Origin of the sequence: Amycolatopsis regifaucium, assembly GCF_001613935.1 — a bacterium.
Taxonomy (GTDB): Bacteria; Actinomycetota; Actinomycetes; order Mycobacteriales; family Pseudonocardiaceae; genus Amycolatopsis; species Amycolatopsis regifaucium.
This window is the reverse complement of sequence record NZ_LQCI01000012.1, coordinates 293,108-315,821: the sequence shown is the minus strand read 5'-3', so window position 1 is coordinate 315,821 and position 22,714 is coordinate 293,108. Positions and strand designations below refer to the sequence as shown.

Annotated in this window: 20 protein-coding genes and 1 pseudogene; 9 read left to right on the top strand and 12 right to left on the bottom strand. The window is 68.3% G+C overall.

The annotated features are described in order from the left end of the window. Window position 1: 1 nt before the first annotated feature. Window positions 2–904: a TetR/AcrR family transcriptional regulator C-terminal domain-containing protein gene (locus AVL48_RS15975; RefSeq protein ID WP_061982006.1), complete on the bottom strand. Its 903-nt coding sequence runs from the start codon at window positions 902–904 to the stop codon at window positions 2–4. A 173-nt stretch (window positions 905–1,077) separates the two neighbouring features. On the opposite strand from AVL48_RS15975, the gene AVL48_RS15970 reads away from it, so the two are divergent. Then, window positions 1,078–2,262, top strand: a complete 1,185-nt coding sequence (locus AVL48_RS15970; protein ID WP_061981871.1) for an FAD-dependent monooxygenase — start codon at window positions 1,078–1,080, stop codon at window positions 2,260–2,262. Window positions 2,263–2,359: 97 nt separating this feature from the next. On the opposite strand, the gene AVL48_RS15965 is transcribed toward AVL48_RS15970, so the two are convergent. Further along, a complete protein-coding gene (locus AVL48_RS15965; RefSeq protein WP_061981870.1) occupies window positions 2,360–3,475 on the bottom strand; it encodes a transglycosylase SLT domain-containing protein in 1,116 nt (371 codons plus the stop codon). A gap of 45 nt (window positions 3,476–3,520) precedes the next feature. After that, complete coding sequence (locus tag AVL48_RS15960; protein WP_061981869.1) at window positions 3,521–3,838, bottom strand: hypothetical protein; 318 nt, start codon at window positions 3,836–3,838, stop codon at window positions 3,521–3,523. Window positions 3,839–3,947: 109 nt separating this feature from the next. Between AVL48_RS15960 and AVL48_RS15955 the strand changes: the two genes are divergently transcribed. Then, the gene (locus AVL48_RS15955) at window positions 3,948–4,325 is read left to right on the top strand and encodes a hypothetical protein (RefSeq protein WP_061981868.1); all 378 of its coding nucleotides are present in this window, start codon (window positions 3,948–3,950) and stop codon (window positions 4,323–4,325) included. Window positions 4,326–4,348: 23 nt separating this feature from the next. On the opposite strand, the gene AVL48_RS15950 is transcribed toward AVL48_RS15955, so the two are convergent. The 5 genes from AVL48_RS15950 to purD all read right to left on the bottom strand — a co-directional run bounded on the left by AVL48_RS15950 (window position 4,349) and on the right by purD (window position 9,195). Next, window positions 4,349–5,119 carry an ESX secretion-associated protein EspG gene (locus tag AVL48_RS15950; protein ID WP_074038279.1) on the bottom strand — a complete coding sequence of 257 codons (771 nt, stop codon included), beginning with the start codon at window positions 5,117–5,119 and terminating at the stop codon, window positions 4,349–4,351. Between the two features lie 4 nt (window positions 5,120–5,123). Further along, window positions 5,124–6,806 (bottom strand): PPE domain-containing protein, encoded by a 1,683-nt coding sequence (locus tag AVL48_RS15945; protein WP_061981867.1) that lies wholly within the window; start codon window positions 6,804–6,806, stop codon window positions 5,124–5,126. 10 nt (window positions 6,807–6,816) lie between these two features. Continuing rightward, entirely contained in the window at window positions 6,817–7,401 is a 585-nt protein-coding gene (locus AVL48_RS15940) for a DUF3558 domain-containing protein (RefSeq protein ID WP_061982004.1), read from the bottom strand. Between the two features lie 7 nt (window positions 7,402–7,408). Then, window positions 7,409–7,795, bottom strand: coding sequence for a PE domain-containing protein (locus AVL48_RS15935; protein ID WP_061981866.1), 387 nt, complete (start codon window positions 7,793–7,795; stop codon window positions 7,409–7,411). Between the two features lie 137 nt (window positions 7,796–7,932). Then, window positions 7,933–9,195 carry a phosphoribosylamine--glycine ligase gene (gene purD / locus AVL48_RS15930; RefSeq protein WP_061981865.1) on the bottom strand — a complete coding sequence of 421 codons (1,263 nt, stop codon included), beginning with the start codon at window positions 9,193–9,195 and terminating at the stop codon, window positions 7,933–7,935. 176 nt (window positions 9,196–9,371) lie between these two features. Between purD and AVL48_RS15925 the strand changes: the two genes are divergently transcribed. Together AVL48_RS15925 and AVL48_RS15920 are read left to right on the top strand one after the other, a co-directional pair. Beyond that, complete coding sequence (locus tag AVL48_RS15925) at window positions 9,372–10,490, top strand: glycerophosphodiester phosphodiesterase (RefSeq protein ID WP_061981864.1); 1,119 nt, start codon at window positions 9,372–9,374, stop codon at window positions 10,488–10,490. A 162-nt stretch (window positions 10,491–10,652) separates the two neighbouring features. Then, on the top strand, window positions 10,653–12,191 hold the full coding sequence (locus AVL48_RS15920) for an amino acid permease (protein WP_061981863.1): 1,539 nt from the start codon (window positions 10,653–10,655) through the stop codon (window positions 12,189–12,191). Here the strand turns inward: AVL48_RS15920 and AVL48_RS15915 are convergent. Together AVL48_RS15915 and AVL48_RS15910 are read right to left on the bottom strand one after the other, a co-directional pair. After that, complete coding sequence (locus tag AVL48_RS15915; RefSeq protein ID WP_061981862.1) at window positions 12,175–13,392, bottom strand: MFS transporter; 1,218 nt, start codon at window positions 13,390–13,392, stop codon at window positions 12,175–12,177. The genes AVL48_RS15920 and AVL48_RS15915 overlap by 17 nt on opposite strands. Window positions 13,393–13,467: 75 nt before the next feature. Further along, window positions 13,468–14,403 carry a TIGR03564 family F420-dependent LLM class oxidoreductase gene (locus AVL48_RS15910; protein ID WP_061982003.1) on the bottom strand — a complete coding sequence of 312 codons (936 nt, stop codon included), beginning with the start codon at window positions 14,401–14,403 and terminating at the stop codon, window positions 13,468–13,470. Window positions 14,404–14,524: 121 nt separating this feature from the next. Here AVL48_RS15910 and AVL48_RS15905 point away from each other — a divergent pair, with 121 nt between their 5' ends. Next, window positions 14,525–15,022, top strand: coding sequence for an OsmC family protein (locus tag AVL48_RS15905; protein WP_061982002.1), 498 nt, complete (start codon window positions 14,525–14,527; stop codon window positions 15,020–15,022). A gap of 69 nt (window positions 15,023–15,091) precedes the next feature. Here AVL48_RS15905 and AVL48_RS15900 read toward each other — a convergent pair whose 3' ends face one another. Further along, on the bottom strand, window positions 15,092–16,378 hold the full coding sequence (locus tag AVL48_RS15900; protein WP_061981861.1) for an adenylosuccinate synthase: 1,287 nt from the start codon (window positions 16,376–16,378) through the stop codon (window positions 15,092–15,094). A 54-nt stretch (window positions 16,379–16,432) separates the two neighbouring features. On the opposite strand from AVL48_RS15900, the gene AVL48_RS15895 reads away from it, so the two are divergent. The 3 genes from AVL48_RS15895 (at window position 16,433) to AVL48_RS15880 (ending at window position 19,471) form a co-directional block, all read left to right on the top strand. After that, on the top strand, window positions 16,433–17,113 hold the full coding sequence (locus tag AVL48_RS15895; RefSeq protein ID WP_244162618.1) for a hypothetical protein: 681 nt from the start codon (window positions 16,433–16,435) through the stop codon (window positions 17,111–17,113). 203 nt (window positions 17,114–17,316) lie between these two features. Further along, on the top strand, window positions 17,317–17,955 hold the full coding sequence (locus tag AVL48_RS15890; RefSeq protein ID WP_061981859.1) for an HNH endonuclease family protein: 639 nt from the start codon (window positions 17,317–17,319) through the stop codon (window positions 17,953–17,955). Between the two features lie 397 nt (window positions 17,956–18,352). Further along, window positions 18,353–19,471, top strand: coding sequence for a glycosyltransferase (locus AVL48_RS15880; protein ID WP_061981857.1), 1,119 nt, complete (start codon window positions 18,353–18,355; stop codon window positions 19,469–19,471). 62 nt (window positions 19,472–19,533) lie between these two features. On the opposite strand, the pseudogene AVL48_RS15875 reads toward AVL48_RS15880, so the two are convergent. Then, a pseudogene (locus tag AVL48_RS15875) lies at window positions 19,534–21,425 on the bottom strand (FAD/NAD(P)-binding protein). A gap of 146 nt (window positions 21,426–21,571) precedes the next feature. Here AVL48_RS15875 and AVL48_RS15870 point away from each other — a divergent pair. Further along, entirely contained in the window at window positions 21,572–22,702 is a 1,131-nt protein-coding gene (locus AVL48_RS15870) for an LLM class flavin-dependent oxidoreductase (RefSeq protein ID WP_061981856.1), read from the top strand. The last annotated feature ends 12 nt before the right edge of the window (window positions 22,703–22,714 follow it).

The window sequence follows — 22,714 nt, the reverse complement described above, 5'->3', positions numbered from 1 at the left end:
GCTAACCCGCCCTCGCGAGGAGAACCGCGAAGCCGTCGAGGAGACGCTGAAGGCCGAACTCGAAGAGCGTGTCGAGGTCGAAGTCGAACGGGGCACGCATGACGACGCTGGTGAAGTTGGGGAACCGGCCGCCGGAGACCAGGTCCCAGAGGATCGGCTCGTGCTCGGCGAGCCAGTCGTCGGCCGTGCGCGCGGTGCCGGATTCGGACTCCGCTTCGGCCTCGAAATTGAGGGCCGTGCCGCGGACGTGGTTGAAGATCGTGATGTGCGCGTACATGATCGTCGACGACGGCAGGCCGTGGCCGTCGAGCGCGCGGGTGGCCCAGTCGGCGTGATGGAGCAGGTTCGGCAGCGGCTGCGGACGGGTGACCGAAAGTGCCTGCGCGAGCCAAGGATGACGGCGGAACAACGCCCATTGGGCCCTGGCCATCAGTTCCAGTTGCGCCCGCCAGCCGGACGGCGGATCGGGCGGGAAACGGACTTCGCCGAGCGCGACGTCGGCCATCTCCAGGATCAGGTCGTCCTTCGCGGAGACATGGCGATAAAGCGCCATCGTCGCGACACCCAGGCCGGACGCGACGCGGCGCATGGAGAGCGCGCGGATGCCCTCGGCGTCGGCGATCCGGATCGCGGCCCTGACCACTCGCTCGCGTGAGAGCTCCGCTTCGGTCCTCGGCGCGGCTTTCGGAGCACGGCTCGCGACGACCGTGCCGGTGCCGGGTTTGGCGATGACCAGGCCGTCGCGTTTGAGCGTGGCGAGCACCTTTGTCGCGGTGGCCATCGCGACCCCCCATTCGGCGATGATCTGCCGCGTCGACGGGATCTTCTGGCCCTCGCGCAGCTCGCCGGTGACGATCCGGCGCCGGATCTCGGCGGCGATCCGCAGGTAGGGCGGATCGGTCATGGTCGGCTCCTTGCCATAGTGCGCTTCACTCGCCCCGCGTCCCATTGCGGCCGATGCACTAGCCCTAGTGCACTAGTTCATCAAAGCTTTTATCTGCTTTTTTACTGGAGATCTGTCGGGGCGCTCATACGTTGTACGCAGTGCTTCAAAACAGCGTACACAGGGCAGCTGACATGCAGCAGGTACTGATTTCGGGGGCGGGGATCGCCGGGACGACGCTGGCGTACTGGCTGCGGCGACACGGCTTCGCGCCGACAGTCGTCGAACGGGCGCCCGCGCCGCGCGTCGGCGGACACGCCGTCGACATCCGCGGCACGGCACTCGGCGTCGTCGAACGGATGGGGGTGCTCGGGCGGCTCCGGGAACTGAGCACGGACATGCGCGGGATGTCGTTCGTGAACGCGGCCGGGAAGACACTGGTGAAGGTCACCGAGCACACGCTGACCGGCGGGCTCACCGACAGCGACGACGTCGAGATCCTGCGGGACGATCTGACCGACGTACTGGCTTCAGTCGCACAGGAAGGCGTCGAGTACGTCTATGGCGACTGGATCACCGGAATCGCACAGCGTCCCGACGGAGTGCGGGTCGCCTTCGCCAACGGCGAGGCGCGGCACTTCGATCTCGTGATCGGTGCGGACGGGCAGCACTCCACCGTGCGTTCACTGGTTTTCGGTGCGGAGAAAGAGTTCTCACACCATCTGGATACTTATCTGGCGGTGTTCACCGTGCCGAATTTCCTCGAACTGGATCACTGGCAGACCTTCCACATGACGCCAGGGAAACTGGCCGGTCTCTACAGCGCCCGGGGGAACACGGAGGCGCGTGCGATGCTCGGCTTCCAGTCTCCGGAACTCGATTTCGACCGGCATGACCTCGACCAGCAACGAAAACTCCTCGCCGACCGGTTTCTCGGCCAGGGCTGGGAAGTGCCGCGACTGGTACGGGAAATGGCTTCGAGCGAGCTGTACTTCGATTCGATGACGCAGATCCGGATGGACCGGTTTTCCGACGGGCGAGTCGCTTTGGTCGGCGACGCGGGATACGGGCCTTCGCCACTTTCGGGACAGGGCACGAGTTTGGGTTTGGTCGGGGCTTACGTGCTGGCGGGTTCACTTGCTGTCCGCGGTGATCATCACGCAGCTTTTGCCGAGTACGAAAGGGAAATGCGGCCCTTCGTGCTGCGCAACCAGGCGCTGGCTTCGTTGAACCAGAAGAAGCAGACGCGGTTCGCGCAGTGGAAGCAGATCCAGTCGATGCGAATGCTGCCGCACCTGCCGTTCCGGGACCGGGTGATGAAGGCGGTGATGCGGCCGTTGACGGAGGCGTCGAACGCGTTGGTACTGAAGGAATACTGAGGGCGCGGCACGTGGTCCGGGGCCGCTGGGCCGGAAGTCCGTGAAGGGCTCCTTCCCTACCCTGAGAGTAAGGAAGGAGGCCTTCAGGGCGCTCGGTTCAGTAGCCCTGGTAGCCGCCACCACCGGCCATGGACTTCAGCCCCGGGTGACCGTCGAACCCGCCGTACCGCGAGAACGTGTACCGCACCCCCGCGATGATGTTGTCGACCGGGTTGTAGATGTCGTCGTGCCCGGGCAGCTTGTGCGCGTTGAAGGTCGGGTCGATGCACTGCATCAGCCCCTTGGACGGCGTGCCCTTCGCCGCGTTGGAGTCCCAGTTGTTGATGGCGTTGGGGTTACCGCCGGACTCCTTCTCGATGATCGTCCAGATCTTCTGGATATCCGCCTCGGTCACCGGGATCCCGTTGGCCTGCAGGATCTTGATGGCCTCCTGGATCCACTGCTGGACATTGCCGGGCGGCGTCGTCGACGGCGGACCGCCGCTCGGCCCGAGGCCGCCGCCCCCACCGCCACCGCCGCCGCCTCCTCCACCGCCACCGCCGGTGTGGAGACCGCCAGTGCGTTTGGGGACGCTGCCGTCCTTGCCGGGCATCGGGACCTTCGAGTAGCCGCCGCCCTCGATGTCCTTCTTCATCAACTGCTGCGACTTGCTGATCAACCCGTCGGCCTGGGTCAGCAACCCGGTCATGGTTTCGGCCGCCGAGGCGGCCGTCTTCTGATTGGCGGCATTCGCCGCCGTGATGATCTGTTCCGCGGTCGGGTTCGGCGGCTGAACCTTTTTGTCCGGGTTCGCCGCTTCAGCCGCTTGGTTACGAGCCGCCGCGACCTTCGGGGTCTCCGTGTCGATGCACTTCTGAATGGTGGACTGCGCCGTCTTGGCGGCGTCGTCGATCTTGCCTTTGATGTCGCTCAGCTGGACCTGGAGTTCGCCCAGATCCTTGCTGATCTCCTCCAGGTGCCCCTTGACGCGGTCACCGGCGGAGGTGATCTGCTTGACGTAGTCGAAGAAGGCGTCGGCGGCGGGGCCTTTCCAGACACCGCCGTTCAAGGCGTCGGTCGACGACTTCAGCGCGGCACTGTGGTCACCTGCCTGCGACGCGGCGGCATGGAACTGATCCGCGGCCTTCTGGATGGCTTCCGGCTTGATGCCTTCGACCTGTTTGGCCTTCTCGGTGACTTGTGACCAGTTCGGCGGGAAATCGATATCGCCCACTACGCCCCCTAGGAATCAGGCCCCCCGGGGCCGATTTTCGCGTGCTCACTGCTTGCCGTGCTCGTGCAGCTTGAGGTTGTCGACGTGTACGGCTTCAGTCTCCTGAATCAGCCCTGCGGCCTTTCGCAGCACGAAGGCGGTGGCCTCCATCAGCTTTCCGGCGGAATCGAACTCGTTGTGCACGCCGTCCTTGAAGGAGCCCACGGCGCCGTGAACGTCACCCGAGCCACCCATCGTGCCGAACGGGCTTTCCTTCTCATCGTCGACGCCGGTGACCTGCTTCTTGCTCTTCTCGAACTCGTCCTTGAGCCGCTCCACCTGACCGGCGGCGATCCCCATCGACTCCGGGTCGTACACAGGCACGGTTCGTCATCCCCTTCAGCGCAACACGGAAACTTGTGTCCGCCCGATCAGACGCGCTGCCGACCAGGACGGTTCCCGCGCATACTGTAGGACCTCGACAGCGGGCCGTGTGCGCTTCCACGCCGACTTCCACCCCGCGGGTCGGTCTCAGGCTCCCGACGGCGATTTGCCCGGCCGCCGTCTCCCTCGCACCGCCGCCGTACTCGACAGCCGAGCGTCGGTGATCCTCCGGCAGTTCGTCGGTGGGCGCGGGCATTACTGGGCGGCACTCGACGGAGCACTGACTCCCGATCAGGAGTCCGCTCTGGGATCCGGCGAAAACCCGTTCATCGAACGACCGGTCGTACGCGATCAGCCGTCGCGGCTCAGCGAACACGACGAGAAGCAGCTCGTCGACCTCGCGGCCGCGGCCGAGCTCACTCCCGGCCGGGTGTCACGACGGCTGACCACGCTGCTGTCGAACAGATCGGCACCCGGTGGAAGATGACCGCCTGACGAGCCCGGACTGACTCAGAAATCGGCGACTTCCCGGATCCGCGTCGCCAGCAGCTGGTTGTCCGCGGGGGTGATGGTCGCCCAATCCCGTCCGTCGCGGTTGCGCGCGACCTGGAACAGGTAGCGCCCCGCGTCCGTGTCGTAGAAGGCGACCACGCTGTCCGCGCGGCGAGGACGGCCGTCGCGGCCGGCGCGTTCGACGCCGAACTGGCCGCGTGCCTCCTGGCCGAGCAGCATGCCCGCCACCTCCTGGGCTTGCCACAGCGGGACGTCCAGGTCTTCCAGGGCGGTGACCAGTGCTTTCGCGTCGCCGCGGGCGGCTGCGTCGGCGTCGCGGAGGACGTCGTGCGGGATGCTGATCGACTGACCGACGCCGGGGGCGAGATCACCCGCGACCGAGACGGCGGCCTCGGCGAGGGAGGTCTCGCGGGCGGGAATCAGCCACACCTGGCCGGAGTCGATGACGCCGAGCAGCGCCTGGCTGCCGACGCTGACGGCCTGTCCCTTGATCTCGCGGTCGGTCCACACCCAGACGTCGATCGCGACCCGGGGGTGCGCGAACAGCTTCAGCATGTCGACCAGCTCGCCCGACGCCTGGTGTCCCCGCGCGAGACCTCGCGCGCGCAGGGATTCCCAGGCTTCTTCGATCAGTGCGGCCCGCTCCGTATGGGTCGTTCCAGGGCTCGGCACGTCGAGGGCGGCATGGCGGCGGGGCAGCCGTTCGGCTTCCCAGAGCATCTCGAACTCGAGTGCGGACAGCACGAGGCTGCCGGTGTCGTTCGGCACAGGTTCAGCGCGCTTCCCGGTTGCCGTGCTCACCGATCACGTCGGGCGAAACCATGCGCTCGTCGGTGAACAGATCCTTGTCGTCGACGCCGAAGCGGCGGATGTGCTCCGCGTCCTCTTCGACGTCCTGGGTGGCCGCGCGCTCCATGAACTTCGGCTCGGTCTTCGGCTGCTTCGCGCCGATCTTCTCCGAACGCCGCATGGCCTCCTCTTCGGGAAGCTCGCCGATCGGCAGCTGACGGGTCGGCTTGCCGCCGCCGTCCTGACGCGGACGGCGGTCGCGTTCCTTGTCGCCGCTCAGCGCACCACCGGCGACACCGGCGCCGAGCGCGGCGGCACCGGCACCCAGGTCGCCCGCGGCCGGGCCGGTGATCTTCGGGACGGCGGGGAAGCCGCGGCCGGACTCGTTGCCGGCGGCCGGCGGCGCCTGCGGTCCGGAACCGACCGAGCGGCCCTTGCCGAGCGCCTGGTCGCCACCGCCCGCACCACCGCCGACGCCACCGAAGACGCCGGGGCCGGCGCTGGAGCCGGGCCCCTTGCCGAGGGCGCCGTCGACACCGGGGCCGGTGCCGAACGACTTGCCGGGCGGCAGCGCCGACGTGGAGCTGCTGTTCGGCGGCAGGCTTCCGGTGGACTGACCAGGGGGAACGTAGGGGGAGCCCGGAGGCGGCAGGTTCGGCGCACCCGGCGGGACGAACGGCGGGGAAGCGGGCGAGCCGGTGGTCGGATACGACGGCCTGCCCTGCTCCGGCTGCGGACCGGGCCGGTTCGGGGTCACCCAGCCACCGCCGGGGGCGGGTGCCGGCCGGGAGGTGCCGGACGGCGTGGTCGGCGCGGCGGCCGCGGGAGCCGTGGCACCGCTGTGCGGCACGGCGGCGCCCGTCTTCCTGGCCACGCCGCCGCCGCCGACGGCGACACCGTAGGCGGGGGTCGGCGCGTCGTACGAAGGCGCCTTCGGGTTGCTGATGGGCTGCGCGACCGGCGGCGGCACGTACTTCGACTCGACGGCGGCCGAGGCGGGCCGGACGCTGCCGTCGGGGGTCAGCTCGGTGGCCGTCCCCGCGAGGTCGAGCGGGCCGGAACCGCCACCGACGCCGGCGGCGGTCGTGCTCTCGGTCAGGTTCATCGACTGCGGGTCGGCCAGCGTGTCGGCCGACAGCAGGTTCTCGCCACTCGTCTTGGCGTAGTCGTTCAACGCCTCCTGCGCCTGCGCCCGCGCGTTGCTCGCCGCGTGGACGCTCTTGGCGTGGTCGGTCTCGAAGCCGATGAGGCTCAGCACGACGTCGCCGAGGGTCATCCCGCCCGCGCCCTTCCGGACCACTTCCGGATCCGGGAGCTTGTGCAGTGTCCGGTTGAAGGACTCGCCCTGGGCGAAGATCATCTCCGCCGAGTGCGAGACCTTCGAATTGGCGTCCTGGGAGAAGCCCGCCTGCTCGGTGAACACCTGACCGGCGGCGCCACCGGCCTCGCTCTGCCATTCCACGCCGAGCTTGCCCAGCTCGTCACGCAACGTCTTGTCGGTGTCGGCGAGCGCGGCCGCGACGGCCTTCAGCGCGTCGACGGCGGTGCCGATGCTGCCGGTGCCGTCGCCGCTGCGGAAGCGCTCGATCTCGGTCGCGATCCCGGTGTCGGTGTAGCCGTCGAACCGGAGATCGCGGAGCTTGCCCGCGAGGTCGGAAACGTTCACGGCGCCCTCCCTAGTTGCGTGCTTTCAAGGTCTGCAAAGCCATGTCGGCCGCCTGCGCGGACATCTCGCACAGCTGCGGCATGGTGAAGGCACCGGCGGTGACGGTGATGGCCCGCGCCGCCAGCGTCTGCCCTCGCGCGACGCCCACGAGCGTCTCGCAGTCGCCCGGTTTCCCGGCGTCGCGATAGTTCGTGACGGCGGGAAACCCGCCGATCGCCTTGGGTTCGGTCGTCATGCTGTTCTTGCGGCGCTTGCCGGTGATCCACTCTTCCACGTCCGCGGTGATCGTGCGGACGTAATAGGTGTGGAAGGGCTCCACCGCGTCCGAGTCGAAGACACAGGTCGGGCCGTCGATCGGTTCCGCGGCCGCGCGCGGTTTGCTGTTGATCTTGAGCTGGTCGAGCTGCGGAGCGGCCAGCAGAGCGCACGGATCGACGCCTTGCAGGCTCAGTTCGGCCGGCCTCGTGGGAAGGGCGGACGCTTTGGCGTCCCGAGTGGCCGAAGCCAGCGCCGGTTCGTCGGGAAAGGCTTGCCCGCCCGTGTCCGTGGTGCATCCGGCCAGTGCCAAGGTCAGCACCCCGCCGAACACCAGCACCCGGCTGTCACGCCGGGTGCGCACCGCGGTCCCCGAACGCCGCGGCCTTGTCGGCGTCGCTGGTCTTGTACTCCTTCGCCGCCGTGCGGAGCTGCTTGACCAGCCCCCGCAGTCCGGCGACATACGCGCGGACCTGCGCGGCATACGAGGCATCGCCGTCGGCCACGAGCTCGTTCCAGACGCTGGTCGCGTGCACGCTCACGGTGTCGTTGGCCGGAGTGTCGATTCGCAGCTGGTCGAGCCGCGTCAGGAGCTTGTCCTGCAGTGCGTCGACCTGCTCTTCGACGATCTTCGCCACTTCGAGCAGTTTCGACGGATCGACTCTGATGTCGGCCACCGACGGCGGCGCCGGAACCGCCGACGCGAGGTCTTGGACCTTGCTCGATGCTGCCATTCCCCACCCCTTGGACATTGCGCACGGTGACCGTTCGTCCTGCCTGAGGCTACCAACGCGGATGTATCGGCTGCCTGAGCTTTGCAGGAAATACCGGGTTGGACGCGCCCGAGAGCGAAACGGTTCCACCGTCGAGTTCACGAGACCGGGGTGGCGATTTCTCCCTTGGCGGCGAGCAGGGCGATGTCGGTGCGGTGGTGCGAGCCGGCCAGGTGGACCTTCTCGACCGTCGCGTACGCGTGCTTGCGGGCGGCCTTCAGGTTCTTGCCGGTACCGACGACCGAAAGCACACGACCGCCGGAGGAGACCACGGCACCGTCGTCACGGCGGCGGGTGCCCGCGTGCAGCACGCCTTCGATCTCGCCGCCGGTGATGACGTCGCCCGTCCTCGGCTTGCCGGGGTAGCCGTCGGCGGCGATGACGACGGTGACCGCCGCGCCGGAGTCCCAGTCCAGCGGCGGCAGCTCGGCGAGCTTGCCGGTCGCCGTCGCGTGCAGGACCTTGCCGAGCGGGCTGCGCAGCAGCGCCAGTACGACCTGGGTCTCCGGGTCGCCGAAGCGGCAGTTGAACTCGATGACCTGCGGGCCTTCGGAAGTCAGCGCGAGACCGGCGTAGAGCAGGCCGGAGAAGGTGGCGCCGCGGTTGTCGAGTTCGTCGACCACGGGCTGGACGATCCGCTCGACGACGTCGTCGACCAGGTCCTTCGGCGCCCACGGCAACGGCGCGTAGGCACCCATGCCGCCGGTGTTCGGGCCCGCGTCGCCGTCGCCGACGCGCTTGAAGTCCTGCGCGGGCAGCAGCGGAACGACCGTACGGCCGTCGACGAAACAGAAGAGCGAGGCTTCCGGGCCATCCAAAAAGGACTCCAGGAGCACCGGGTGGCCACCGTCGAGCAGCATCAGGGCGTGCTTGCGCGCGACGTCGACGTCCGTGGTGACCACGACGCCCTTGCCGGCGGCGAGACCGTCGTCCTTGACCACCCAGGTGGGGCCGAACCGGGCGAGCGCGGCGTCGAGGCGGGCCGGGTTGTCGACCACCTCGCAGTGCGCCGTCGGCACGTTGGCGGCCGCCATGACGTCCTTCGCGAACGCCTTCGAGCCCTCGATCCGGGCGGCGGACGCGGACGGCCCGAAGCAGGCGATGCCCGCCTTCCGGACCGCGTCGGCCACCCCGGCCACGAGCGGAACCTCCGGGCCGACCACCACCAGGTCCGCCTGCCACTGCTTGGCGAGGGCGGCGACCGATTCGGGGTCGGCCGCCTCCACGCCGAGCTGCTCGGCCACCGAAGAGGTGCCGGCATTGCCCGGAGCGCAAGCCAGTGCGGTGACGGAAGGGTCTTCCGCGACCGCGAGGACAAGTGCATGCTCACGGGCGCCGGACCCGATTACCAGTACGCGCACGACGCACAGGGTAACCGTGCCGGTGAGCTACGAAGACGTCGCCGTCCTCGAGCGGGTGGTTCCATCCGGCGTTCACCCGGCGGTCAGCGCTCCGCCGGTCCGTCTTCGCCGCCTGGACGCCTCCTGCGTCAAGGGTTGCGCGGTACCCCGAGTTCAAGCGAAAGAGGTCATCCACCATGCGAAAGCGCCTGGGCGTGCTCGCCCTGTCCGGACTCGCCGTACTCAGCGTCACAGGGCTGGCTGGCGCCGCCGAGCCGGGCGCCCAAGAGGTGTCGGCACTGGCGAAGAGCCACGATGGGCCGGTGATCGTCGGACATCGCGGCGCGCCCGGCTACCGTCCGGAGCACACGCTCGCCTCGTATGAGCTCGCCTACCGCCAGGGCGTCGACTGGGTCGACGTCGACCTCGTGCCCACGAAGGACGGCCGGCTGGTCGCGCGACACGAGAACGAGATCGGCGGGACCACCGACGTCGCGAAGCACCCCGAGTTCGCGAACCGGAAGACGACGAAGATCATCGACGGCACGTCGTTCACCGGCTGGTTCACCGAGGACTTCACCCTCGCCGAGCTCAAGACCCTGCGCGCGACCGAGCGGATCCCGCAGCTGCGGCCGAACAACAGGATCTACGACGGCCGCTACCAGATCGCCACCTACCAGGAAGTGCTCGACCTGACGCGCCGCCTGGGCCGCGAACTGCGCCGTGAGCTGGGGACCTACCCGGAGATCAAGCACTCGACGTACTTCTCGTCGATCAAGAACCCGACCGAGCCGAAGCTGGTCGAGCTGCTCAAGCGCAACGGGCTCAACCACCCGAAGGCGCCGGTGATCATCCAGTCGTTCGAGGTGTCGAACCTGATCGCGCTTTCGCGGCAGGTGCGGGTGCCGCTGCTGCAGCTGACCTCGGCGACCGGCGCTCCGGCCGACTTCGTCGCGAAGGGCGACCCGCGGACGTACGCCGACCTCGTCACGCCCGCAGGCCTGAAGGAGATCTCGAGGTACGCGGACTACCTGGGGCCGGAGAAGGCACAGGTCATCCCGGTGGTGAACGGTGCGCTCGGGCAGCCGACCCGGCTCGTCGCCGACGCGCACCAGGCCGGACTGAAGGTCGGGCCGTACACCTTCCGCAACGAGAACAACTTCCTGCCGCAGAACCTGCGCTCGTCGGCGAACCTCGCCGAGTACGGCAACGCGTTCGCCGAGCAGGAGGCGTTCCTCAAAGCGGGCGTCGACGGGTACTTCGCCGACCACCCGGACACGGCGCTGGAGGCCGTGAAGGCGTTCCAGGGGCGCTAAGGCTATCTCTCGCGCAATGAAAGGCCCCTTCATCGCAAAGATTGGGATGAAGGGGCCTTTCATTGCCTCCGGCGGGGGCGGAACCTTGACATGCGCAGGTCGCCGGGCCTAATTTCGGCGGATCTCAATGGTCTGTCCGCATACCTTTTAAGTGGGTGCCCGATGGATGTCTCAGCCAAGCAGGCCGCCGAACCCGCCGACGAAGACAGTGCCCGGCTCCACCAACTCGGTTACGCGCAGGAACTCCGGCGCACGATGTCGACCTTCTCCAACTTCGCCGTCTCCTTCACGATCATCTCGATCCTCTCCGGCTGCCTGACCCTCTACGGGTTCGGCATGAAGACCGGCGGGCCCGCCGCGATGATCTGGGGCTGGCCGCTGGTCGGCCTGTTCGTCATCCTCGTCGGACTGGGCATGGCCGAGGTCTGCTCCAGCTACCCGACGGCGGGCGGCCTCTACTACTGGGCCGCGAAACTCGCCCCGCGCAACGGCGCGGCGTGGTCGTGGTTCACCGGGTGGTTCAACCTCATCGGGCAGATCGCCGTCACCGCCGGGATCGACTTCGGCGCGGCGCTGTTCCTCAACGCGTTCCTCGATCTGCAGTTCGGTTTCGAGGCGACACCGGGGCACACGATCCTGCTGCTGGCGATCATCCTGCTGATCCACGGCCTGCTGAACACCTTCGGCGTCAAGATCGTGGCGCTGCTGAACAGCATCAGCGTGTGGTGGCATCTGGTCGGCGTGCTGGTCATCGTCGGGGTGCTGATCATCGTGCCCGCCAAGCACCAGGACGCGTCGTTCGTCTTCGGCGAGTTCGTGAACAACACGGGTTGGGCGTCACCGGTCTACGTCTTCTTGCTCGGCTTGCTCGTCGCGCAGTACACGCTGACCGGCTACGACGCCTCGGCCCATATGACCGAAGAGACCAAGAACGCGGCGAAGGCCGGGCCGCGCGGCATCATCAACTCCATTCTCGTCTCACTGGTCGCGGGCTGGGTTCTGCTGATCGGCCTCACCTTCGCCATCCAGGACTACGAAGGTGCCGTCGCCTCCGAGACCGGTGTTCCGCCCGCGCAGATCTTCATCGACGCGACCGGCGCGACGACCGGCAAGTTCCTGCTGCTGATCTGCATCGGCGCGCAGCTGTTCTGCGGGATGGCGTCGGTCACCGCGAACTCGCGGATGATCTATGCCTTCGCCCGCGACGGCGCGATCCCTGGTTCGAAGTTCTGGCATCGCATCAACAAGCGCACCCAGACACCCACCAACGCGGTGTGGCTGGCCGCGGGCGGCGCGCTCCTGCTCGCCCTGCCGTACCTGTGGAGCGCGACCGCCTACGCGGCGGTGACCTCGATCGCGGTCGTCGGCCTTTACGTGGCCTACGTGATCCCGGTGTTCCTGCGGGTACGCAAGGGCGACGACTTCGAACCGGGGCCGTGGAACCTCGGCCGGTGGGGCAAGCTCATCGGGACCATCGCGACCGTCTGGGTGTGCTTCATCTTCGTGCTGTTCATGCTCCCGCAGGGATCACCGGTCACCATCGACAGTTTCAACTACACGCCGATCGCCTTCCTCGTCGTTCTCGGTGGTGCGGCCGTGTGGTGGTTCGCCTCGGCACGCAAGTGGTTCACCGGCCCGAAGGTGCAGGGTTCCGAAGAAGAACTCGCCGCCGTGGAACGGGAACTCAAGGAACTGGGGTAGCGGGCTCCTGGGCGCGGCCGGCGCGGACTCCGGTCACCGCCGCCGCGCCCAGTCCACCGACCGCGGCGAAGGCGTAGAAGCCCCAGGGGTACGCGATCCCCGCGGTCAGCAAGGCACCGCCGAGGATCGGACCACAGATCGCGCCGATCCGGCCGACCCCCGCCGCCCAGCCGATTCCGGTGGCGCGCATGGCGGCCGGATAGGTCTTGCCGATGTAGGCGTACACGAGGACCTGCGCGCTGAACACGAAACCGCCGGTGAGGAACACGGCGACGTACAGCCCGATCGCGGGCAGCTTCACGCTCAGCAGGGCGAGGAAGACCGCCGCCCCGAGGAACCAGGAGATCACCGACGGCCGCACGCCGACCTTGTCCGCCACCCGGCCCGCGACGAGCAGGCCGGCGACCCCGCCGAGGTTCAGCGTGAGCAGCAGGCCGAGCGCCGCGCCGAGCGGATATCCGGCCTGGCGCATGATCTCCGGCAGCCACGTGTTGAGCCCGTAGACCAGCAGCAGTCCCATGAACGACGTCACCCAGAACGCGATGGTGGCCCGCAGGAGGCCGCCGCGGAACAACCCGCCGACGACCTCCACCGCGGACTTCTCCTGCGTTTCCCGCGCCCGCTCGAAGGACTCGGATTCGGGCAGGTACTTGAACATCAGCGGGACCAGCACGAGCGCGGGCAGCGCGCCGGCGACGAACATCGCGCGCCAGCCGAGCGGCTGGATCAGCCAGATGCCGAGCAAGGCGGTGAGCACCGCGCCGACGTGGTAGCCGGTCATCACCGTGGTGGTCGCGCTGCCGCCCTTGCCCTTGCGGGCGTACTCGGTGACGAGCGCGATCGCCGTCGGCAGACATCCGCCCAAGCCCAGCCCGGCGAGGAAGCGGAACAATCCGAAGAAGAACGCCGAGGGCGCGATCGCGCACAGCGCGGTGCACGCCGAGAAGGCGGTGACCGCGATGATCAGCGCCTTCCGCCTGCCGATGAGGTCGGTGATCGTGCCGATCGCCATCGCCCCGATCATCATGCCGATCAGGCCGAACGTCGAGATCACCGACGCCGTGCCCGGGGTCAGCCCCCAGACGTGGTCACGGAGCAGCGCGGGCAGCACCGTGCCCAGGACGACCAGGTCGAATCCGTCGAGCAGGACCGCCGTCCAGGCGAGCGGGACCACCCACGAACGGGCCGGGACAGGGGACATGGAGACCTCCAGCTGTGTTCGCTATGCGCACGAGTATGCACAATCCGAACGCTGTGAGCAAGGCCACTGAGTTGATCAACGCTTCACGAGGTCCCCGAGCACGCGCCAGGTCCGAAGTCGCTCCTCGGAATTACGGGTGCCCGACTGGGTCGCGACGACCTCCGTCGCTCCTGCGTCGAAGTACCGGCGGATCTCGGCGGCGACGGTCTCCTCGTCCCCGGCGATCACCAGGTCCCCGGCGGAATCCACGCCCTGCGCGTCGAAAATGGCGCGATAGGAAGGGATGTCGCGGAAGAACGCGTACTGCCGGTCCACGATGGCGCGTACCGCCTCGGGGTCTTCGGTCACCACCACCGGCACCATCGCGATGATCCGCGGCGCCGGACGGCCCACGGCGGCCTTGGTGATCTCGGGGACGATCAGCTCGGAAAGCGCCTTCGGCCCGGCGAGGAACGGGATCGTGCCGTCGGCGAGTTCACCGGTGACGCGCAACGCCTGCCGTCCCATCGCGGCGACGATCAACGGGAGGTCCGAGGAGCCCGCGACGGAGACGGAAACCGCGAAACCCTTGGCATGCGCGCTGACCGTCTCGCCTTGGAAGTCGACTTCGTCGCCGTCGAGCACCTGCCGGAGAATCGTGAGGTATTCGCGAAGGTGCTTGATCGGCGGCGGGAACTCGACGCCGTACGTGGGTTCGAGCCAGTTCTTCGCGCCGGTCCCGAGACCGAGGACGAACCGGCCGCCGGCGGCTGCTTGTGCCGTCTGCGCCGAGCCGGCGATCAGCAGCGGATGCCGCGGATAGATCGGGACGACACCGGTTCCGACGGTGATCCCCGGGACGGCCCGCCCGGCGATGGCGGCGACGGTGATCGCGTCGTGCTCGGTCTGCTGGGAGAACCAGGCCGACGTCAGACCGGCTTCGGCGGCCTGACCGGTCTGCGTGACTAATTCGTCGACGATGTTGCCGGTGTTCGCGGTATCACCGGACGGGAGGGCGACTCCAATGGTCATGTTCAACGCCAACCGCGCTGTCGAAAGGATATTTCGCCGTTCACCAGTTGGGAGCACGCGCGCGATCTCCCCGCTTCGCGCACCCTGGGCGCTGCCCCGACACCCGACCATGGAGAAGCCGATGTCGCTGACCGATGTCATCGAAGGAACCAAAACCGCCGTCGACGCCGACCCGCGCAACGCCGCCGTCTCGTTCAGCGTCGCCAACGCGTTGAAACCCGGGACCGCGACGCAGGTGGACGTCCGCGTGCGCGACCACACGCTCACCGTCGACGAACCCGCCGCGCTCGGCGGCACCGACACCTCCGCCAACCCGGTCGAATACGCGCTCGCCGCGCTCGGCTCGTGCCAGGTGATCACGTATCAGTTCTGGGCGGCGAAACTCGGGGTGCCGCTCGACGGGGTCAAGGTGACCGTGGACGGCGACATCGACCTGCACGGGTTCTTCGGGTTCTCGGAGTCGACCCGGCCCGGCTTCGGCGATGTGCGGGTCTCGGTCGAGCTGAGCGGCCCCGCCGGGGCGGAGGTCTACGAGGACCTGAAGCGTCAGGTGGACGAGCACTGCCCGGTGCTGGACCTGTTCCGGAACCCCACTCCGGTGAAGACCTCACTCGCCTGAGACGCAATGAAAGGCCCCTTCATCGCAAATTTTGCGATGAAGGGGCCTTTCATCTCACGCGTAAGGGCGTCAGACGAACTGGTGCCGCACGATCGTCTGCTCCCGGCCCGGACCGACGCCGATCGCCGAAATCCGCGCACCGGAAAGCTCCTCGAGGCGCTCGACGTAGGCACGCGCGTTCGCGGGCAGCTCCTCGAAGGTGCGGCACCCCGAGATGTCCTCGAACCAGCCCGGCAGCTCTTCGTAGATCGGCAGCGCGTGGTGCACGTCGGTCTGCGTCATCGGCATGTCGTAGGTCCGGAAGCCGTCGACCTCGTAGCCGACGCACACCGGCACCTTCTCCAGCCCGGACAGCACGTCCAGCTTGGTGAGGAAGTAGTCGGTGATGCCGTTGACCCGCACCGCGTACCGTGCGATGACCGCGTCGAACCAGCCGGTGCGCCGCGAGCGGCCGGTGGTGACCCCGAACTCGCCGCCCTGCTTGCGCAGGTACTCGCCGGACTCGTCGTCCAGCTCGGTCGGGAACGGGCCGGAGCCGACACGTGTGGTGTAGGCCTTGAGGATGCCCAGCACGGTGGTGATCTTGCCCGGGCCGATGCCCGAACCCGCGCTGGCGCCGCCGGACGTCGGGTTCGACGACGTCACGAACGGGTAGGTGCCGTGGTCGACGTCGAGCAGCGTGCCCTGCGAGCCTTCGAGGAGCACCGTCTCGCCGCGTTCGAGGGCCTGGTTGAGCTGAAGCCGCGTGTCGGCGATGCGGTGCGCGAACTTCTCGCCCGCGGCCAGCACCTCGTCGGCGACTTGGTCGGCGTCGAGCGCCTTGCGGTTGTAGACCTTGACCAGCACCTGGTTCTTGAACTCCAGTGCCGATTCGACCTTCTGCCGGAAGATCTTCTCGTCGAGCAGGTCCTGCACGCGGACGCCGACGCGGGCGATCTTGTCCTGGTAGCAGGGGCCGATGCCGCGGCCGGTGGTGCCGATCTTGCGGCTGCCGAGGTAACGCTCGGTGACCTTATCGATGGCGACGTGGTACGGCATGATCAAGTGCGCGTCGGCGGAGATGAGCAGCTTGCTGGTGTCGACGTCGCGCTCCTCCAGCCCGGCGAGCTCGTCGAGCAGCACGGCGGGGTCGATGACGACGCCGTTGCCGATGACATTGGTGACGCCCGGGGTGAGGATCCCGGACGGGATGAGGTGGAGGGCGAAGTTCTGCCCGTCGGGAAGGACTACGGTGTGGCCCGCGTTGTTACCGCCTTGGTAACGCACGATCCACTGGACGCGGTCGCCGAGCAGGTCGGTGGCCTTGCCCTTGCCCTCGTCCCCCCATTGGGCCCCGATCAGCACGATGGCCGGCATGTGACACTCCAGGTGTTCGGCGACTTGTGGTTTGGCGCTGGTAAATGCCGGTGCATGAGCGTAACGGAGGGCCTTCGGGTGCGCGGAATAGTGGTGGTCTGTCCGGAGGGCGAGCCCACCCTGCCGGAGATCGACGACGTCGAAATGGTGCGCGTCCCGAGCCGTCCCGGCAAGGCGGATATCGACCCCTTGCTGGGCGAACACGATCACCTCGTGGTCGCGGGCACCGACGCCGATCTGGCGGCGGTCGCGCTTCGACTGTTACGAAAGGAACAGCTCTCCGGCGTGTCGCTCGGCTTCGTGCCGTCGTCGCCGGACTCCGACGTCGCCCGCATCTGGAGCCTGCCGACCCAGCCGCTGCGCGCCCTCGGGCTCGCCCTGCGCGGCGAGGTCGACCCGGTGCCGCTGATCCGGGACGACACCGGCGGCGTACTCGTCGGCCGCGGCGTGGTCGGCATGGTGCGCGGGGTGGCCTACTGCGACGAGCACACCGTCCTGCGCGGCCCGGCGCGTTCGATCGAGGTCGAGCCGGACGCGAGCGGGCCGGGACTGATGGTCCGGGTGACCAAGGGGACGCTCTTCAAGCGGCCCTCCACGCAGTACGCGCGGGCGTTCCAGCTCGGCTGCATCCCGACCCGCCCGAGCAGCGACGGCGTCGTCCACCCGCGCGCGATGAGCCGGTGGACCTGGTACCGCCACACCGAGGATCTCCGGCTGGTCCGCGGGCTGGTGTAGCCCGTACGAGCCACCCACCTGCGCATTTCGTCCTCTAAACGCGGTAGTTGCACACGCAAGTACCGCGTTTAGAGGACGAAATGCAGGGTGGTGGTCACGCGACGTTCACAAATGTCCAGCAGGGTGTCACTCGACGGTGTTGCGTGGGTCATTTCCGTCCCTCAAGGTGACCAGGTCCTCAAACCTGACACGGAGGCAGCAATATGCCAACTGCGCTTGCTGTTCGTCGCTCCTTCACCGTTCTCGCCGTCTCGGCGCTCGTCTCGGCCGGTGTCGTCGGCGTCGCCGAAGCGACCCCGCCGGGCATCCCGTCCGCCGACACCGCCAAGACGCAGCTCGCCGCGCTGAGCGTCCAGCCGGACGGCTCGTCGACCGGGTACAGCCGCGACAAGTTCCCGCACTGGTCCGACCAAGGCAACAGCTGCAACACCCGTGAGGTCGTGCTCAAGCGGGACGGTACGAACGTGCGGCAGGACAGCAGTTGCGCCGCCGTCTCCGGCAGCTGGTTCAGTCCGTACGACGGCGCCACCTGGACCGCGGCGTCCGATGTGGACATCGACCACGTCGTGCCGCTCGCCGCCGCGTGGCGCACCGGGGCCTCGTCGTGGACCACCGCGCAGCGGCAGGCGTTCGCCAACGACCTCAGCGCGCCGCAGTTGATCGCCGTCACCGACAACGTCAACCAGGAGAAGGGCGACAAGTCGCCGGACGCCTGGAAACCGCCGGCCGTCGGCTACTGGTGCACCTACGCGAAGATGTGGACCACGGTGAAGTACAAGTACAAGCTCACCGTCAAGTCGGCCGAGAAGACCGCGCTGACGGACATGCTCAACCGCTGCTGAACTCTGTAAGTACATGAAGGCCCCCTTCCTTGCGCCTAGGTACATGAAGGGGGCCTTCACGTACTTTTCTTGCTGCGACTACACGACGCTGGACCAGCTTTCCGGCGGACGGCTGGAACTGATGATCGGCAAGGCAACGATCCACGGCGCTTCCCGCTGTTCGGCCTCGAAGCGAAGTTCGCCTTGCTGCGCCGCCTCTTCCTGGAGGAAGGGTGACCTGGGACGGCGAGTTCCGTACGCCGACCTGATCGACCACTACCGGCGGCGGTGGGCCGACCACGGCCGCTGACGTCGGACGAGGCGCGCGACGTCCTGGAACTCTTCGTCTCGGATGTCATCCCGATCGTGCGCGAAGAACTGCCTTCGCGGGTCTGGGAAAACCAGTAAGTTCGGTCACGTGCGCATCCTCTTCTCGTGCCGCCCGGCCTATGGCCACCTGTACCCGCTGATGCCGCTCGCGATCGCCGCCCGGAACGCGGGACACGAGGTGGTCTTCGGTACCGGTGACACCTTCGTGGACAAGGTCCGCGCGCTCGGCTTCGACACGTACAAGGTCGGCGAATCGATCCAAACCGCCAGTGACGAGGCGACCCGCAGACATGGTGAGGACAACCCGCTCGAGGTCGTCCTCACCATGTTCGGCGAGATCCTGCCGCAGGCGACGATCGCCGACCTGACCCCGCTGCTCCCCGAACTGCGGCCGGATCTGGTCGTCTACGAGATGAGCGACATCGGCGCGGCCACCGCCGCCCGCCGGGCCAGGATCCCGGTGCTGTCCCACGTCATCGGCCGCTCGATGCCCGCCGAGTTGAGGACGATCGCCGCCGACCGGCTCGCGCCGCTGTGGGACGGCGCGACACCCGCGAACCTGATGCTGGGCGACGCCGGGATCGACCTGTGGCCGGACAGTCTCCGCGATCCTGGGCTGGCGGGCATCCCCACGCTTTTCCGGCTGCGGCCGGTGCCGTGGAACGAACCCGGCACCCTCCCGTCGTGGCTCGACGGCCGCGACCGGCCGCTGGTGTACCTGACGCTGGGCACGGTCGCCTTCGGTGCCATGGACGTGCTGCGTGCGGCGATCGACGGCCTTTCCCGGCTGCCCGTGGACGTCCTGGTCGCCCGTGGCCCCGGCGACCCGGCCGCCGTGGGCGAGGTACCCGCGAACGTCCACGTCACCGGATTCGTACCGCAGGCCGAAGTCCTGCCGCGGGCCGATCTCGTGGTGCACCACGGCGGCACCGGGACCGTACTCGGCTCGCTGTCGGCCGGGGTGCCGCAACTGGTGCTGCCGCAAGGCGCGGACCAGTTCGTCAACGCCGAATCGCTGGAGGCGGCGAACGCCGGGCGAGCGCTGGTCGGGGACCAGATCACCGCGGCCGCCGTCGAGGAGCGAGCCAAGACGCTCCTCGACGACCGGCGGGTGCGTGAGGTCGCGGCCGAGCTGCGGCACGAGATCGCCGCCATGCCGTCGCCCGCCGAGGTCGTGCGGAGGCTGGAGGAGTTCGCCGCGCGCTAGTCCCGAGCGTGGCGGGTCCGTGAAGGCCTCCTTCCCTACCCTGAGAGTAGGGAAGGAGGCCTTCACGGACTTTCCGGCGTGAGGCGCGTGGCGGCGAGGCGCAGGATCTCCCGGGCGACGGAGTCGTTCTGCCGGAAGGGAAGCGCGTTGGTCCGGGGACGCGTGAACGCCCCGGCGGACCGCGCCGACGTATGCGGGCCGAGTGCGAACCGGCGTGGGTGCGGGCGGCCGTCGCGGTCGAGCATCCTGCCGTCGGAGACCCGGGTGTGGATCCGGCCGGCGAGCAGCCTGTCGCCGGTGACCGTGTCGAGCACAGCCTCCTCGGCGAGCTCGCCGTCGTCACGCAACTGTCGCAAGAGGGCATCGGACGCACGCGTGATGCTCGGTTCCGGCAGCCGCGCCTCGACGAACGTCCGTGCCTCGGTCTCACCGGGGAAGCTCGCGCCGGTGGCGACGAACATCCGGCGCTTCTCATCGGCCACCACTCGCATTTCGGCGCCCAGAAAGGAAACCAGTCCCGTTTCTTGGAGCGCGAGCAGTTCTTCGAGCCGTCGCGGCGGCGGACCGCTGGCGAAGTACGAGAAGAAGCCGAGGAACCAGCCGTCCAAATCGGACAGTTGTGAGGCGGCGTCCAGTCGTCCGGTCTGCAGCAGCGCGGGTAACTGGCCCATCACCGACAACAACGCCATGAAGGCACCCAGATCCGCGCTGTACTCGGCGTCCGCCCGGCGGCTCAGATCCGCTTCGACGTATTCGCGCAGTTCCTTGCCGTACTCCTCGGCGGTGCCGAACCGGACGCCCGCCATCGGCCGGTCGAGCCGGTCGAGATCGAGCCGATCGTCCGGTGCCGGGACCGCACGCGCCACCAGCGCGGCGAGTTCGCCGGGTGCCGCGTCCGCGAAGGCGTCGGCGAAGACGGCGAAGTCCATGCGCACCCGTTCGGGGTGGGCGGTGAACAGTTCGCTGTAGTAGGCCCAGCGATCTCCTTCGAGATCAGTGGCCAGACATCGCGGCGGAAATCGAGGGGCCCAGGGATGGCGCAGAGCTTTTCGATGGCGTACGCGTCGAAGAATCTGGGCAGCTGCAACGGTTTCCCCCGCAACCGGTAGCCGATCTTCGCGTGATACGGCACTCCGCGACGCGATCCGATGTGCAGTACGGGCTCGGCCCCACTGGGATGGTATTTCAGCCCGCCGCACGCCTGTTCTTCGAACCGGCCGCCACGACCTTCGGTCAGCAGCAGCATCAGATCGACGAACGCCAGGCCGAAACCACGCACCAGTACGGTTTCCCCCGGCTCGATGGCCGAATAGTCGACGTCGGCGGTGTAGCCGGCCGGGTAGTACGCGAGGCCGTGGCGTGCGGCGAAATCCACGAGTTCGGTTTCGCGCCGGTCCGGTTCGGCGTCGAGATGCCCGACGGTGAACAGGACCGCGTCCACTCCGAGGGGTTCCGCACGGTTCTCCAGCCACAGCGACTGCGGCTCGCCGTCTTCGAGCCGCACCGCGCGGGTCCGGTGCTCGACGACCTCGATCCCGGCCGGGAGCCCCGCCCGGACCTCGCGGTGGAACCAGGAGAGATAGGCGCTCTGCAACCGTCGTGTCGGGAAGTGATCACTTTGCAGTGCCTCGAGTTCGACACGCAGGCTGTCGTCGATCCCGACGTCGAGCGCGCCCTCGCGGACCAGCCGCACCCACTCGATCAGCGAAGGGCCGGGCCGGATCGGACCGTCGATCTTCACCGTGTCGTCGGTGAAGACCGTGACGTCCTCCGGCATGGAGTTCATCCGCAGCAACGGCGACTGCTCGTACCGCCAGACCCGTCCGGCGCCGGGCGGGAACGGATCGACGAGATGCACCACCAGCCGCCGTTCACCGAGCAGCTCTGCGGCATTCGCGCCGAGCCGTTCGAGTACGCCCACCCCGCGCGGACCGGCACCGACCACCGCGAGCACGTAGGGGAGGTCTGCGGCACTCACGAAGCCGAAGCTACGCCGGGATTCCGGTGCCTGCGCGGGTTCTCAAAGAGCGGAACTCGTTGCCACAGCTAGGAGAACGGGCGTACTCGTCGATCGGGGGACACCACGGAAAGGGACGGACGATGCCGGTCGAATTCCTGGGTATCGGAGGCACAAACGACGGTTCGGAGACGCGTCCGCGCTCGGGAGCCGTCTTCGACAAGGACTACACCCTGCGTCTCGCGCGGGCGCACGAGGATTTCGGCTGGGATCGCGTGCTGTTCGCGTACGGCTCCAGCGGGCCGGACCCGGCGCAGGCGGCGGCATACGTCGCGACGAAGCTCGACAAACTCCAGATCCTGTTGGCGCACCGGCCGAACGTTTCGTATCCGACGTTCGCGGCGAAGACGTTCGCCACGCTGGACCGGCTCTCGGACGGCAGGCTCACCGTCCACTTCATCACCGGCGGCAGCGACCACGAGCAGCAGCGCGAAGGCGACTACCTCACGAAGGACGAGCGCTATTCACGCACGCGTGAGTACATCCAGATCGTGAAGCGGGCGTGGACGTCGGAAGAGTCCTTCGACCACGAAGGCGAGCATTACCGTTTCGCCGACTTCGTCCTCGATGCCCTTCCTGTGCAGCAGCCGCGTCCAGGCGTCTCCTTCGGCGGTTCGTCTCCGGCGGCGTACGCGGCGGGCGGGGCCGAAGCGGACATCTTCTGCCTCTGGGGCGAGCCGCTCGCGCAGACCGCCGAGCAGATCGAGTCCGTCAAGGCCGCGGCGAAGGCGGCCGGGCGGACCGACGTCCCGCGGATCCAGGTCGCGTTCCGCCCGATCATCGCGCCGACCGAGGAACTCGCCTGGGAGAAGGCGTACCGCACGGTCGACGCCATCAAGGCCCGGACCGGTGGAGGCAAGCAGCTGACCAGGCGGCATTCGCTGACGAATCCGGAGAACACCGGCTCGCGGCGGTTGCTCGCGGTCGCCGCCGAGGGCGAACGCTTCGACCGGGCACTGTGGACCCCCACCGCGGCCGCGACCGGCGGCGCCGGTAACTCCAACGCGCTGGTCGGCACGCCCGAAACCGTCGCGCAAGCCCTACTCGACTACTACGACCTCGGCGTCGACATCCTCTCGGCGCGGGGGTACGACATGCTCGGCGACACGATCGACTTCGGCCGCCACGTCATCCCGATCGTGCGCGAAGAAGTCGCCAAGCGCGACGTCGCGAAGGCGGCCTCGGCCCGGGAAGTGCGCGCGGTCGATGGCTGAGTTCGAAATCCG